General features: G+C 65.0%; 11 protein-coding genes. 8 read left to right on the top strand and 3 right to left on the bottom strand.

Annotated features, from left to right (window positions below):
* From J2W23_RS01805 to J2W23_RS01790, 4 genes are all read left to right on the top strand, one after another.
* Entirely contained in the window at nucleotides 1–912 is a 912-nt protein-coding gene (locus tag J2W23_RS01805) for a formate dehydrogenase accessory sulfurtransferase FdhD (RefSeq protein ID WP_307647460.1), read from the top strand.
* A gap of 882 nt (nucleotides 913–1,794) precedes the next feature.
* A complete protein-coding gene (locus tag J2W23_RS01800; RefSeq protein WP_307647459.1) occupies nucleotides 1,795–2,136 on the top strand; it encodes a hypothetical protein in 342 nt (113 codons plus the stop codon).
* 498 nt (nucleotides 2,137–2,634) lie between these two features.
* Entirely contained in the window at nucleotides 2,635–2,919 is a 285-nt protein-coding gene (locus J2W23_RS01795) for a hypothetical protein (protein WP_176658080.1), read from the top strand.
* 461 nt (nucleotides 2,920–3,380) lie between these two features.
* A complete protein-coding gene (locus J2W23_RS01790) occupies nucleotides 3,381–3,599 on the top strand; it encodes a hypothetical protein (protein ID WP_307647458.1) in 219 nt (72 codons plus the stop codon).
* Nucleotides 3,600–3,612: 13 nt separating this feature from the next.
* On the opposite strand, the gene J2W23_RS01785 is transcribed toward J2W23_RS01790, so the two are convergent.
* The 3 genes from J2W23_RS01785 to J2W23_RS01775 all read right to left on the bottom strand — a co-directional run bounded on the left by J2W23_RS01785 (nucleotide 3,613) and on the right by J2W23_RS01775 (nucleotide 7,656).
* The gene (locus J2W23_RS01785; protein WP_307647457.1) at nucleotides 3,613–5,184 is read right to left on the bottom strand and encodes a hybrid sensor histidine kinase/response regulator; all 1,572 of its coding nucleotides are present in this window, start codon (nucleotides 5,182–5,184) and stop codon (nucleotides 3,613–3,615) included.
* Entirely contained in the window at nucleotides 5,181–6,683 is a 1,503-nt protein-coding gene (locus tag J2W23_RS01780) for an ATPase domain-containing protein (RefSeq protein WP_176658078.1), read from the bottom strand. Before J2W23_RS01780 ends, J2W23_RS01785 begins: the two co-directional genes overlap by 4 nt.
* 151 nt (nucleotides 6,684–6,834) lie before the next feature.
* Nucleotides 6,835–7,656 carry a ferritin-like domain-containing protein gene (locus J2W23_RS01775; RefSeq protein WP_176658077.1) on the bottom strand — a complete coding sequence of 274 codons (822 nt, stop codon included), beginning with the start codon at nucleotides 7,654–7,656 and terminating at the stop codon, nucleotides 6,835–6,837.
* Nucleotides 7,657–7,910: 254 nt separating this feature from the next.
* On the opposite strand from J2W23_RS01775, the gene alaS reads away from it, so the two are divergent.
* From alaS to J2W23_RS01755, 4 genes are all read left to right on the top strand, one after another.
* Nucleotides 7,911–10,535, top strand: coding sequence for an alanine--tRNA ligase (alaS, locus tag J2W23_RS01770; RefSeq protein ID WP_307647456.1), 2,625 nt, complete (start codon nucleotides 7,911–7,913; stop codon nucleotides 10,533–10,535).
* 163 nt (nucleotides 10,536–10,698) lie between these two features.
* Nucleotides 10,699–11,715, top strand: a complete 1,017-nt coding sequence (locus J2W23_RS01765; RefSeq protein WP_307647455.1) for a 2-dehydropantoate 2-reductase — start codon at nucleotides 10,699–10,701, stop codon at nucleotides 11,713–11,715.
* Nucleotides 11,716–11,804: 89 nt separating this feature from the next.
* On the top strand, nucleotides 11,805–13,064 hold the full coding sequence (locus tag J2W23_RS01760; RefSeq protein ID WP_307647454.1) for a D-amino acid dehydrogenase: 1,260 nt from the start codon (nucleotides 11,805–11,807) through the stop codon (nucleotides 13,062–13,064).
* Between the two features lie 184 nt (nucleotides 13,065–13,248).
* Nucleotides 13,249–14,235: a Bug family tripartite tricarboxylate transporter substrate binding protein gene (locus J2W23_RS01755; RefSeq protein ID WP_307647453.1), complete on the top strand. Its 987-nt coding sequence runs from the start codon at nucleotides 13,249–13,251 to the stop codon at nucleotides 14,233–14,235.
* Nucleotide 14,236 lies beyond the last annotated feature (1 nt).

The following is a 14,236-nucleotide window of genomic DNA, read 5'->3' as shown; positions in this document are numbered from 1 at the left end:
ATGCCCACACTTGAAGACGAAGAGCCACTGGCTTTCGATGCGGTCCAGTTGCCCCGGCGTGCCGACGCGCCTCGGCTGAATCTGGTGCGCGGCACGCTGCTGCGCCGCATCGAGATCGTCGATCAGCACGGAGAACGCCGCGACATCGATATTCCGGCGGAGCGGCCGTTGACGGTTTTCGTGGACAAGCGCGAACTCGTGACGCTGATGACCCTGGGCGCCGCGCCCGGCTTGCTGGTGCTGGGCTATCTGCTCAACCAGGACCTGATCCGGCATGCGAGCGATGTCGAGAGCATCGATGTCGACTGGAGCGTGGACGCGGCGGCCGTGAAGACGCATCGCGGCATCGACGGCCTTGCAGAGAAGACCGCGCGCCGGGTCGTGACCACCGGCTGCGGGCAAGGCACCGTTTTCGGCGATGCGATGGCCCAGATCGGCGCCGTCCGGCTGCCGACGGCGCAGTCGGCACGCATCGCGCAAGGCACGCTGCTGCGCATTCTCGAACTGATGAAATCGCGCGACAGCGTGCATCGGCAGGCAGGGTCGGTGCACGGTTGCGCGCTTTTCAGCGGAACCGACATGCTGGTGTTCGTGGAGGATGTCGGACGGCACAACGCCATCGACTCCATCGCCGGCTGGATGGCGGTCCATGGCATCGACGGCGGCGACAAGGTCTTCTACACGACGGGGCGTTTGACGAGCGAGATGGTGATGAAGTCCGCTCACATGGGCGTGCCGATCATCGTTTCGCGCAATGGCGTCACTGCGATGGGGCATGAACTGGCAAAGAAGCTCGGCATGACGCTGTTCGGGCGTGCCGCTGGTCGTCACTTTCTTTGCTACTGCGGGTTCGAGCGCTTCGATGCCGATCCGATGGCATATGCGCCGGCGCAGGTCCTTGCCGCCGACTGAGGTTCGGGCCGTTGCGGCTTTTACGCTGCACTTCGGTTCCCTTTGCCCGCGCCAATTCATCGATTCCTGACTCAATTCCTTTTCCAAAGCGCAAAGCGCAAACGGCACAGTCCGGCGTCGGGTTTGGCCATGTCGAAGCTGGCCCTGTGCACAAAAAAAGAAGCCCACAACGAGGCGGGCTGAATGGCCCGTACTTGCGCGGGGCCGGAGGGAGGAACCCGTCACAGCAGGAAGCGACGGGCAACGCCATCATGGATGTCGAATTAGGAGACTTCTGGGAGGAATCGGCTTGAATACCGGCTCGGGATCCTCCATTGAACAGATGTCGCGCATCAACCCTTCGGGCAAAAAAATACCCGCCGAAGCGGGTTCGAGGAGCCCTGGAGGGCGCTCTAAGGACGAAACAGAGAGCTCTTCTTCTATGCGGCCCTGTTGCGTGACAGCCCCTTGATCGTCGTTGGATCAGTTGTTATCGGCTGTAAGCCAAAAATAGGCTGTTCGCGTAGGACACACTTAAAAACGTGAAGTATTTGGCAGGCGCTGGAGCCCGTCGGACGGGGGATAGATTCGAAGTGTCGGTCTCGTCTTACAGAGGCAGCTTGTGCGAAGCCCTAGATTTTGCGAACTCGCTTCGAACTGCGAGTTCTCTGTGTGTGACAGCACTTAAAGAGATTCAACCCAGCCTGGTGCTGGGTTTTTTTTGGGCTTTGGGTTCCGAACGGCTGTGAATTAATGCCATTTCAAGCCATCAAGTTTGTGTAAATGTGTCTTGGTGTGCCTTATGTCGCAGGCTAACCATTCCCAATGTGCGGATCGCTGCAGCACACTCTTTGCAACAAAAAGAGGTGTCTCATGGGAGTTATGAATGAACTGTCACCTGAGGTGGACACATTCGTGTGCCGCTTCAGCATTCCGGTCCGGCTCGATGAAGAGCGGTTCCAGTATTTTCCCGTCGTCGGGGTTTTTCGCGGCATGCCGTTCGACCAGGTCGATCAATGGGTGATGCGGCCGGACGGCCGCGCGCGCACTGATCGTGAACTGGCGGCCGAGGTTCTTCTGGAGTTGCGCAGGCCGCTCGGCTCCACGAGCAAAACGGCTTCGCTCAAGTTCGGGATCACCGATGTGCTCGAGGTGGATCGGGCTGCGGCCATCATCGTGTCGACGTTCCTGGCCGAGCTTCCGCGCGGGGCGGGGCAGGAACTCGAGAGCGAACTCCCGGGCTAGCCTCATCGTTGGCCATGAAAAAAGCCCGCACGAGGCAGGCTTTGGGAATGTGGTCGTGAACTCTCACGCGGTCCACGGTTACGGCAAATGTTCAATTGCGGAAGCCACCTGTTATTTTTTCGTCGCAGTGACTTCGACGCGCCGGTGTGAGATTCGGCTTGCCTGGCCAGGCAACACCCGGAGCAAGTCCGGGCGACGCGGATTGTACCCGATGGCGTTCTTGTGCCCGGCAAGGAACGAAATCTGCAGTCCGTCCAAATATTTTTCGCCCGCTGCTGCTTTTGCAGGCATCGTGTTGCAGGCCACGCCAGGCAACGATCTTGAACTCTTCACACATGGTTTTCCACAACATTGTCCCCATTGAAAATGGAAAACGTGACACGGTCATGTGCTAGGTAAAAGGTGGTTGCATAAATCGGGGTAGGTGCGCGCTGACAGACGTCATGGGCTCGCGGGAGGACCATCTCTGCACCGCACTCTTGCGGCAAGGAGCATGAAATGACCTTCGACTTCTTGTTTCGTCCCAGCCATACCGCATACCTCAAAAGGGCGTCGGCATTGCTCGAGGAAGCACAGATGGCCCGCATCGAGCACCAGGCGGCCGCGGAGCACCACAGCGCATTGGCGCGAATGTACGCAGAGCGCGTCAGGCGACTCGAGAGCGAGCTCTATCGGCAGCCGCGAGGCGCGGAGCACGGACCTGCCGACGTCCTCGCGGAGGACCGGCCGCAGCTGTATTCGCTGGATGGCAACCGCAAGCCGGGCTTGACCTCCGCGACCTGATGGTCGTCCCTATCCCCGGGATGAATATTGTCAAACCCGCGGCAGGCACAGGCGCGGCACCATGACGACTCACTGCTGGAGAGTCGCATGAAGACGTTGAGAAAAATCATTGGTGGGGCCATCTCGCTGGCCGGTGCTGTGGTGATCGTCGCGCAGCACCTGTAAGAAGCTCGATCAGGAAGGCGGTCGGCCGCAGATGACTTTCGGCACTGGCGAGCGGCCGGGCCTCCCACTAACCTTGTGACCTTGTTTGCAAGGGCAGACATCGGTTTTCAGCCCGGCTTAAGGTTGGAGAACGATACTGAATCTTGACGGTCTTCCGGCGTTGGTAGAGGTCGCTTCTGCATCCCGCTTTTGCACCCGCTCACCGAGAGCGGTTCCTCGAGGCTGAAGGTCGTCAAGATTTCTTTCTCCGTCCGCGCTCCCCGCATCTCCATCGAGCGTCCAGGGATTCAAAAAAGATGCGCCACACGTTGTTGCACTACCTTTCCACGCAGCGATTGCCAGCCACCGTCGCAGGCGCGCAGGGCATCGCGGCTGTGCAGGCGCTGCAGCAGGAGGGCTGTGTCAAGGCGGTGTTTCCACAGGCACGCGCCGACAAGGATGGCGTGCCCATGGCAACGGTGATCGAACTCACCCGGCTCGGCCACCGCACGCTGCGCCGTTTCGGCGGCGCTTGAAGCGCCCCTTCCGCTAACGCTGCGCCAGCCGCCGCAGCGCCATCGACAGCTCTTCCATGTCGACGGGTTTGAGCAGGTGATGGTCGAAGCCGGCCTGGGCAATGCGTACCCTGTCGTCCGGCTGGCCCCAGCCGGTCAGCGCGATCAGCGTCAGCCCGCTGTGCGTCGGGTCGGCCCTGAGTCTGCGGGCCAGTTCGCAGCCGTCCATTCCGGGCATGCCGATGTCCAGGATCGCCAGCGAAGGGCGAAAACCTTCTGCGATCTCCAGCGCTTCGGCGCCACTGAACGCCACCGCGGTGCGCGCCCCGAGGAGGCCCAGCAGCGCCGCCAGCGACTCCGCCGCGTCTCGGTTGTCGTCAACCACCAGGATGTCGTGCCGGGCGATGGCTGCCTCGGTAGAGGGAATCGGGCGCTTCCCGGTCCCCGCGTCGTGCGCGATCGCCAATGGCAGCGTCACCACGAACTCGCTACCCCGGCCGAGGCCTTCGCTCTTCGCGCTGACCGTGCCGCCGTGCAGTTCCACCAGGCTCTTCACCAGCGTGAGCCCGATGCCCAGGCCTCCCTGGGCGGCCCTGGCCGTGCCGCTTACCTGCACGAACATCTCGAAGATCGACGCCAGCATGTCGGGCGGAAGGCCGGCGCCGTTGTCGCGGACGCGAACTACCGCATTCGCGCCGTCGTGCTCGACGAACACATCGATCCGGCCGCCTTCGGGCGTGTACTTGGCCGCGTTGTTCAGCAGGTTCGAGAACACCTGCGTGAGCCGCACCCCATCGCCTTCCACGGCCAGCGGAGCATCTGCTGCGTGCACCTCCAGCCGGTGCCGGCCGGCGTCCATCAGCGGCCGGCTGAGCTCCACCGCATCGCGGATCACCTGGTCGATCTTCAATTCGCCGAGCTGGAGTTCGATCTTCCCGCGGGTGATCCGCGATACCTCCATCAAGTCGTTCACCAGGCGCACCATGTGGTCGATCTGGCGGCCCATGAGCTGGTAGTAGGGCAGTGCGGCCTCGGGCGTGAGCGTCTTGCGCGTGAGGATGGCGAGCGCCGTGCTCAACGGCGCCATCGGATTGCGAAGCTCGTGCGCCAGCGTGGCGAGGAACTCGGTCTTGCGTTTGTCGGCCTCGTTCAGGTCATTGAGGATCCGCCGCAGCTCGTACTGCCGGCGCCGGGCCCGCAAGGCGCTTCGCAATGCGCTGACCAGCGCCGCCACGCGGATCGGCCGCTCCAGCACCGTGACGTTGGCCATGCCTTCCATCGCCACGGCAACGGCGCGCGAATCGGCGCCTTGCTTGGCCAGTACCAGCACCGGCAGGTCCGACCAGGGTGGCTGCATCGAGACCGCGTCGGACAAAGCGGCGGCGTCGTTGCCCGAGAGCATTTCCTCGGAGACCAGCACGGCGCCCGCGCCCTGGCTGATTTCCAGCACCAGTTCGTGCAGCGTGGCGCAGACCCGGGTGGGGATGCCAGCGCGTTCGAGCACGGCCGTCGCCATCACGGCGTCCCTCGAAGTTGCCGTCCTGAGCAGGACGCGCAGTTGCGTGTCTTCTTGCGTGATGGGGGATGCCGTCGCGTTCGTCGTCACGGCGGGGTGGCGGTGACGCCATCGATAGGCACCGGAATGCCGCTCAGGATGCCCCTGAAATGGCGCAGGGGCTCGCCCACATGCAACCCGCTGCCGGTCATCGAGAAGTCGCGAATGGTCCGCTCATGCGCGCCGCCGCGTTTCTTGAGCACCGAGATGGCCTGCCGGACTTCGCCCTCGAATTCGAAGTAGCGCAGCAGGACGACCGCATCCGCCAGGTAGCTGGCATCGACCGGCGTCTGCATCTGCATGCCGATCAACCCGTGCTGCGCGCCGACCAGCAGCGTGGCCACGCCGGCCTGCCCGAGGTAGGTCAGCAGTTCATGCAGCTGGACGATGAGAAAGCGCTCGTCGGGCATGGCGTTGAGATAACCGTTCAGGCTGTCGATGACCACGACCTTCGCGGCATGCTGCGTCACGGCCAGGCGGATCTCGTGGACCAGCTCGCCGGGCGAGAGTTCGGCGGGGTCGACCTGCTTGATGCGCAGGTGTCCCGACGCGAGGTACGGCTCCAGGTCCATCCCCAGGCCGGCGCAGCGCGTGCGCAGCGTGTTGACGCTCTCGTCGAAGATGAAAAGCGCGGCGCATTCGCCACGCTGCGCGGCTGCAATGGCAAACTGCACCGCCACCGACGATTTGCCCGTGCCCGGCGCACCGACGAACAGGGTGCTCGTTCCCTTCTCGAGGCCGCCTCCCAGCAGGTCGTCGAGTTCCGCGATGCCGCTGGGCATCTTGAGCAGCGGTCCGTTGGTCGCGTGTTCGGAGGCCACGAGCCGTGGAAACACCTGAAGGCCGCCTCGGTTGATCTTGTAGTCGTGGAAGCCGCCGCGATACGACTGGCCGCGGTACTTGACGACCAGGAGGCGGCGCCGCGCCGAGCCATAGTCCGAATTGAGCTGCTCGAGCCGCAGCACGGCGTGCGCGATGCTCTGCACCTGCAGGTCGTGCTCCGTGGCCGTCATGTCGTCCAGCAGCAGCACGGTGCATTGCCTGCCCGCGAAGAACTGCTTGAGCGCGAGGATCTGCCGGCGGTACCGCAGCGACGTGCCGGACAGCAGCCGCAATTCCGAGAGCGAGTCGAAGACGATGCGCGAGGGCTTGAGCGCGTCCACGTCGCTGAGGATGCGCAGCGTCGTTTCGCTCAGCTCCACCTCGGAGGGGTGGAACATGGTGTATTGCTCTTCGGGCTGGAGGCTGTCCTGCGCGGGAAGCATCTCGCGAACGTGGATCCCCGACAGGTCCCAGCCGTGGGAGTTGGCCACGCCGCGCAGTTCGTTCTCGGTTTCGGAGAGCGTGACGTACAGGACCGACTCGCCCTGGTCGGCACCCTCGAGCAGGAACTGCAGGGCAATGGTCGTCTTGCCGGCGCCCGGCGTCCCCTCCACCAGATAAAGGCGGTTGGGCTCGAGGCCCCCTCCCAGCACGTCGTCCAAGCCCGGCACGCCGATGCCCAGCAGGTGGCTTTTCCGTCCCCCGAGGCGTGATGCCTTGGCCTCCATCGTTGTTGCTCCATGAAAAATTCGGATACCAAATTCAATCATGCGAGCGCGAAAAACCCATGCAGGACAAGGCCGGAAAAATGGCCCAACCCTTGTCGGCGGGGACCGACTTTTCCCGTGATGCCCAGGGGAGGGAGGGGCTCCGAGGCCGCTAACGCAGGAACACGTGCTGCATGAACTGCTTGATCGGGTACTGAATCACCGTCTGCACCCGGGCCGGCAGCTCCAGCGGCCGCATCAGCATCTTGAGCGTGCTGCCGGCGCTCAGATTGGTGCGGATGGTGCTGTTCATGCGCGCGCTCAACTGCTGCACATAGGCCGTGTCGTCGGCGCGGTGGGGTGCCCGGGCCTTCACGACGTGTCGGATGGCGCAGTCGGCGTCTTCGCTCTTGAGCTCCAGCGTGCGCCGGCCGATGGTGCCGACCACGCGGAAGCGGCTCAGTTTTTCCTGTTCGCGGTAGCGGCGGAAGAACCGGTAGAAGTGCTTGTAGTGGTTGACCTCGTCGGTCGCGATGCGGGTGGCCAGGTCGTGCAGCACCGGCTCGTCGGTGGCGCGGGCCATGGCGCGGTAATAGGTGGCGGTGCCGGTCTCGACCACGCAGCGCGCGGTCATCTCGAGAGCGCGGGTCGGGGCCAGCAGCTCGACCTTGCAGTAGGTCGCGTACTCCTCCAGAAAGCCGCGGTAGGCCGTGTCCCATTCGAACTCCGGCCACACATGGCGCACATAGGCGCGCAGGGCCTGGCCGTGCTGCAGCTCCTCGGGCTCCCAGTAGTTCGAGAGCCAATCGGTGACTTCGTCGTCGCCGCGGAAGAAATCCACCAGGTTGTGCGTGTACAGGTCCGAGCCGCTTTCGATGAACGAGGCGGAGGTCACGAGGTAGAAAAGATTCTCGTCCGGACGCACCTTGTCGAGTGCGATGCGAGAGAAATCGAGGTCCTCGATCTTCCAGTGTTCGGCCTCAAGACCTGGCATGCGGACTCCTTGATTCATGTTGTGCATATGAATAGGACGAAGCCCGCCACGTTTGGTTCGTTCGCGCGGGCTCCAGGGCGCATATTAGCCGCGGCGCCCCGATCATGCAGTTGGCCCCGGGGCCGCCCGGGCGCCATGGGCAAACCTATAATCGTTTGTTCAAGCAAATCAAGCAGTTAGGTCGGTTCAACGCAGTGGTTTCGACGAGAGGTCGCCATCGCCAGGTCGACCTCGACAGAAGACGAAATCCAAAGATGAGCCAGCCCACATTCACGGTCGCGGACATCCGCAAGACCTTTCTCGATTTCTTCGCCTCCAAGGGCCACACCGTGGTGCCTTCGAGTTCGCTGGTGCCGGGCAACGATCCGACCCTCATGTTCACCAATTCGGGCATGGTCCAGTTCAAGGACGTGTTCCTCGGCGAAGACAAGCGCAACTACGTGCGCGCGGCCTCGGTTCAGGCCTGCCTTCGCGCCGGCGGCAAGCACAACGACCTCGAGAACGTGGGCTACACCGCGCGCCACCACACCTTCTTCGAGATGCTGGGCAACTGGAGCTTCGGCGACTACTTCAAGCGCGAATCGCTCACCTGGGCCTTCGAGCTGCTGACCAAGGTCTACAAGCTGCCGGCCGAAAAACTCTGGGCCACCGTCTACATCGAGGACGACGAGGCCTACGACATCTGGACCAAGGAAATCGGCCTGCCGCCCGAGCGCGTCGTGCGCATCGGCGACAACAAGGGCGGCCGCTACATGTCCGACAACTTCTGGATGATGGCCGACACCGGCCCCTGCGGCCCGTGCTCCGAGATCTTCTATGACCACGGCCCCGAGATCCCCGGCGGCCCGCCCGGCAGCCCCGATGAAGACGGCGACCGCTACATCGAGATCTGGAACAACGTGTTCATGCAGTTCGACATGCAGCCCGACGGCTCGGTCAAGAAGCTGCCCGCGCCTTGCGTCGACACCGGCATGGGCCTGGAGCGCCTGGCCGCGATCCTGCAGCACGTGCACAGCAACTACGAAATCGACATCTTCGACGCCCTCATCAAGGCCGCGGCCCGCGAGACCGGCGAAAAGGACCTGGGCAACAACTCGCTGCGCGTGATTGCCGATCACATCCGCGCCACCTCGTTCCTGGTGGCTGACGGCGTCATCCCCTCGAACGAAGGCCGCGGCTACGTGCAGCGCCGCATCGTGCGCCGCGCGATCCGCCACGGCTACAAGCTGGGCCAGAAGAAGCCGTTCTTCCACAAGCTCGTACCTGACCTCGTGAAGCTGATGGGCGACGCCTACCCCAAGCTGGTGGCCGACGAGAAGCGCATCACCGAAACGCTCAAGGCCGAGGAAGAGCGCTTCTTCGAGACGCTCGCCAATGGCATGGAAATCCTCGACGCGGCGCTGGCCGGTGGCGCCAAGACGCTGCCGGGCGAAGTCGCCTTCAAGCTGCACGACACCTACGGCTTCCCGCTCGACCTGTCGGCCGACGTCTGCCGCGAGCGCGGCGTGAGCGTCGACGAAGCCGGCTTCAACGTCGCCATGGAAAAGCAGAAGGCCGCTGGCCGTGCGGGTGGCAAGTTCAAGATGGACCGCAACGTCGAATACACCGGCGCGGGCAACACCTTCACCGGTTATGAGCACCTCGAGGAAAGCGCCAAGGTCGTCGCGCTGTACTTCGAAGGCGCTGCCGTGAACGAGCTGAAGGAAGGCCAGCCCGGCATCGTCGTGCTCGACACCACGCCCTTCTACGCAGAGAGCGGCGGCCAGGTCGGCGACCAGGGCGTGCTCAGCGCCGAAGGCGTGCAGTTCGGCGTCGAGGACACGCAGAAGATCAAGGCCGACGTGTTCGGCCACCACGGCACGCAGACCCAGGGCACGCTCAAGGTCGGCGACGCGGTCAAGGCCGCGGTCGATGGCGAGCGCCGCAACGCGACCATGCGCAACCACTCGGTCACTCACCTGATGCACAAGGCCCTGCGCGAAGTGCTCGGCGACCATGTGCAGCAAAAGGGCTCGCTGGTCGATGCCGACAAGACGCGCTTCGACTTCGCGCACAACGCACCCGTCACGCGCGACCAGATCCTGGAGATCGAGAAGCGCGTGAACGCCGAAATTCTTTCCAATGCCGCCACGCAGGCGCGCGTGATGGACATGGAATCGGCCCAGAAGACCGGCGCCATGATGCTGTTCGGCGAGAAGTACGGCGAGACCGTGCGCGTGCTGGACATCGGCACCAGCCGCGAACTCTGCGGCGGCACCCACGTGAGCCGCACCGGCGACATCGGCCTCTTCAAGATCGTGAGCGAAGGCGGCGTGGCCGCCGGCGTGCGCCGCATCGAAGCGGTCACGGGCGCCAACGCGCTCACCTACCTGCAGGACCTCGAATCGACCGTGCAGAGCGTGGCTGCCACGCTCAAGTCGCCGGCTGCCGAGCTGCAGGGGCGCCTCACGCAGGTGCTGGAGCAGGTGAGGGCGCTGGAGCGCGAAGTGGGTTCGCTCAAGGGCAAGCTCGCATCGTCCAAGGGCGACGAGCTCATCGCGCAAGCAGTCGACATCAACGGCATCAAGGTGCTCGCGGCCAAGCTCGACGGCGCCGATGCCAAGACGCTGCGCGACACCATGGACAAGCTGAAAGACAAGCTCAAGACCGCCATCATCGTGCTGGCCGCCGTCGACGGCGACAAGGTGCAGATCGCGGCCGGCGTCACCGCCGACACCGTGGGCAAGGCCAAGGCCGGCGAGCTGGTCAATTTCGTGGCGCAGCAGGTCGGCGGCAAGGGCGGCGGCAAGGCCGACATGGCCATGGCCGGCGGCACCGATGCGTCAGGCGTGCCTGCCGCGCTGAAGTCGGTTCAGGGCTGGGTCGCGGAACGCGTCTAGGATGAAACTTACCCCCAGTCTTCGCGCACTTCGTGTCGCTTCGCCAACCCCCTTTCAGGGGGTGACACCAGCGGCCCGGCAAAGCCGGTTCCGCGGTGTCTCCAGACTGAATCACGGCAGTTTCATGCGTCGAGGCTCACGCGCAGCGTGATGGAAAACTGAGATGACAGGCGCGCTGCCCGGCGAAGTGCTCGTGATGGGCGCGGGCACCATCGGCTGCTACATCGGCGGCCGGCTCGCTGCGGCGGGCGTGCCCGTCACCTTCGTCGGCCGGCCCCGCGTGCTCAAGAAGCTCGCGGACCATGGGCTCTCGATCAGCGATCTCGACGGCGCCAAGCACCACATCCTGCCTTCGGCACTGCGCCTGTGCGAGCAGGTGCCCGTCGGCGCGAAGCCCGCGCTGGTGCTGCTTTGCGTGAAGAGCGGCGCCACCGCCGAGGCGGCGGGCGAACTGGCCTTTGCGCTGCCCGCGGGTACCACGGTCGTTTCGTTGCAGAACGGCATTTCCAACAGCGCGGCCGCATCGCACGCGGGTCCGTCGCTCAATGTGCTGCCGGGCATGGTGCCGTACAACGTCGCCGAGATCGGCGAAGGCGCGTTCCATCGCGGCACGCCCGGCCGGCTCGCCGCGAAGGACGACGTGGCGCTTCGCCCCTGGCTGCCCATGTTCGAACGCGCTGGCGTGCCGCTCGACCTGCATGCAGACCTGCTGCCGGTGCAGTGGGGCAAGCTGCTGCTGAACCTCAACAACCCGGTCAATGCGCTCTCGGGCCTGCCGCTGCGCGAAGAGCTGATGCATCGCGGCTACCGCCGGTGCTTTGCGGCGCTCATCGACGAAACCCTGACCGTGCTCGGCGTGAGCGGGATCGTTCCGGCGCAGGTGGCCGCCGTGCCGGCGCAGCGATTGCCCGGCTTGCTGCGCCTGCCCGACTGGCTGTTTCGCATCGTCGCGGCGCGCATGCTGCGCATCGATGCCAAGGCGCGCTCCAGCATGGCCGACGACCTCGCGCTCGGTCGCCGCACGGAGATCGACGCGCTCAGCGGCGAGGTCGTGCGCCTCGCGCAGGAACACGGCCTGAGCGCACCGCGCAATGCGCGCATGGTCGCGCTGCTCGAGGCTTGGCCGCAACAGCCCGAGCGCTGGCCGGCACGGCGATTGCAAGACGCCCTCGGCCTCTAGCAAGTTTCGCGGCCCCTTGCGTAGGGTGAACAGGCCCGCAGCCTGTACCCTCGGCCCGTGTTGCGGCCCACAAGAAAGAGGGAGTTCTCATGCAGGTCCTGATTCTCGGCAGCGGTGTCATAGGCACCTCGGTGGCGTACTACCTGGCACGCGCCGGCCATGAGGTGACGGTGCTGGAGCGCCAACCGGCCCCCGCGCTCGAAACCAGCTTCGGCAATGCGGGCGAAGTCTCGCCCGGTTACTCGGCGCCCTGGGCCGGGCCCGGCGTTCCGGTCAAGGCGATCAAGTGGATGCTGATGCAGCACAGCCCGCTGGTCGTCAAGCCCATGCTCGATCCGGCAATGTGGCGCTGGGGCCTCTCGATGCTGCGCAACTGCACGCAGGCGCGCTACGAGCTCAACAAGGGCCGCATGGTGCGGCTGGCCGAATACAGCCGCGATTGCCTGAAGGCCCTGCGCGCCGACACCGGCATCCGGTACGACGAGCGCATGCAGGGCACGCTGCAGCTCTTTCGCACGCAGCAGCAACTCGACGGCACATCGAAAGACGTCGAGGTGCTCAAGGCCTCGGGCGTGCCCTACCAGGTGCTCGACCGCGACGGCTGCCTGCCCTACGAGCCCGCGCTCGCGGCGGTGAAGGAGAAGTTCGTCGGCGGCCTGCGCCTGCCGGGCGACGAGACCGGCGACTGCTTCAAGTTCACGCAGGCGCTGGCCAAGCTGGCGGAGGCCGCGGGCGTCACTTTCAGGTTCGGCGTGAACATCCAGGCCATCGAGCACGATGCAGCGAAGGGCGTGACCGCCGTGCGCACCGACAAGGGCAGCTTCACCGCCGACCGTTATGTGGTCGCGCTCGGCAGCTACTCGCCTGCGCTGGTCAAGCCGTTGGGCATCGACCTGCCGGTGTACCCGGTCAAGGGCTTCTCGATCACCGTGCCCATCACCGATGCGGGCGGCGCACCCGAATCCACCGTGATGGACGAGACCTTCAAGGTGGCCGTCACGCGGCTGGGCGACCGCATCCGCGTGGGCGGCACGGCGCAGCTCTCGGGCTTCGACCTCGCGCTCAACCCGCGGCGGCGCGACACGCTCGAGCACGTCGTGACCGATCTCTTCCCCAGAGGCGGCAACGTGCGCGACGCCTCCTTCTGGACGGGCCTTCGCCCCATGACGCCCGATGGCACGCCGGTCATCGGCGCCACGCGCATCCCCAACCTGATGCTGAGCACCGGCCACGGCACGCTCGGCTGGACGATGGCGGCCGGCACCGGCCGCGTGATGGCCGACCTCATCGGCGGCAAGGCGCCGGAGATCGACATGGAAGGCCTGACCGTGGCGCGCTACGGCGGCTAGCAGGGCCGACAGACACACCATCTCTCAAAGCAGGGCGGCCCCAAAAGGCCGCCCTGTTTACCTTGGGTTGCGTTATCTAGGGTTTCTACCTAGTCATGAAGTTGTCTTCGTGTTTATCCTTCGTGCGTTCCATTAATAAATCGCTGTTTCTCTAATGAAACAAAACGCCGACCACGACGGACCCATGAAACACACACGCCGCCTTGCCATCGCAGCCGCCATTTCCATGGCCGGCGTTTGCGCCACCGGACTCGCCTGGGCTCAGAGCTACCCCGCCAAGCCGATCACGCTGGTGGTCGCCTATCCGGCAGGTGGCGACACCGATGCGCTGGCGCGGCTCTTCGCCGAGAAGCTCTCGGCGCGGGTGGGGCAGCCGGTGGTGGTCGACAACCGGCCAGGCGCCAGCGGCATCATCGGCAGCGGCTACGTGTCGAAAGCGGCGCCCGACGGCTACACGCTGCTGCTCGCGCCGAGCACCTTCTCGATCGCGCAGCTGGTTCTGAAGACCAACGGCGCTTCCGGCTACGACGTGCTGAATGGCTTCACGCCGATCGTGCAGACCGGCAGCCAGCCGCTGTTCCTGGTGGCGAGCGCCGGCAGCGGTTTCTCCGGCCTGAAAGACGCCGTGGCTGCTGCGAAGGGCGCCGGCAAGTCCGTCTCGTACGCGAGCCCGGGCAGCGGCTCGCCGATGCACATCCTGGGCGAAATGTTCGCCCGCGCCTCGGGCGCCAGCCTCGCGCACGTGCCGTACAAGGGCGTCGCCCCGGCGGTCAACGACGTGCTGGGCGGCCATGTGCCGGTCACCTTCATCACGCTCGGCCCGGTGGCGCCTTACTTCGCCAACGGCAAGCTCAAGCCGCTGGCCGTGGCATCGGCCCAGCGCTCGCCGCTCGCGCCCACGGTGCCCACGCTCGCCGAGCTGGGCTACAAGGACGTCGAGGTGGTCGCCTGGAACGGCCTCTGGGGCCCGCGCAACCTGCCGCCCGAGATCGTGAAGACGCTCAACGGCCATTTCAACGAGATCCTCAAGATGCCCGACATCGTCGCGCGCATGGCCGTGCTCGGCACCACGCCGGTGGGTGGCGATGCCGACGTGCTCGGCAAGACCAACGCGGCCGACTACACACGCTTTAGCAAGGTCATCAAGGAGCTCGGCATCCAGGCCGACTGAA

Origin of the sequence: Variovorax boronicumulans, from assembly GCF_030812215.1 — a bacterium.
Classification (GTDB): domain Bacteria; phylum Pseudomonadota; class Gammaproteobacteria; order Burkholderiales; family Burkholderiaceae_C; genus Variovorax; species Variovorax boronicumulans_C.
This window is presented reverse-complemented; position numbering and strand designations above follow the sequence as displayed.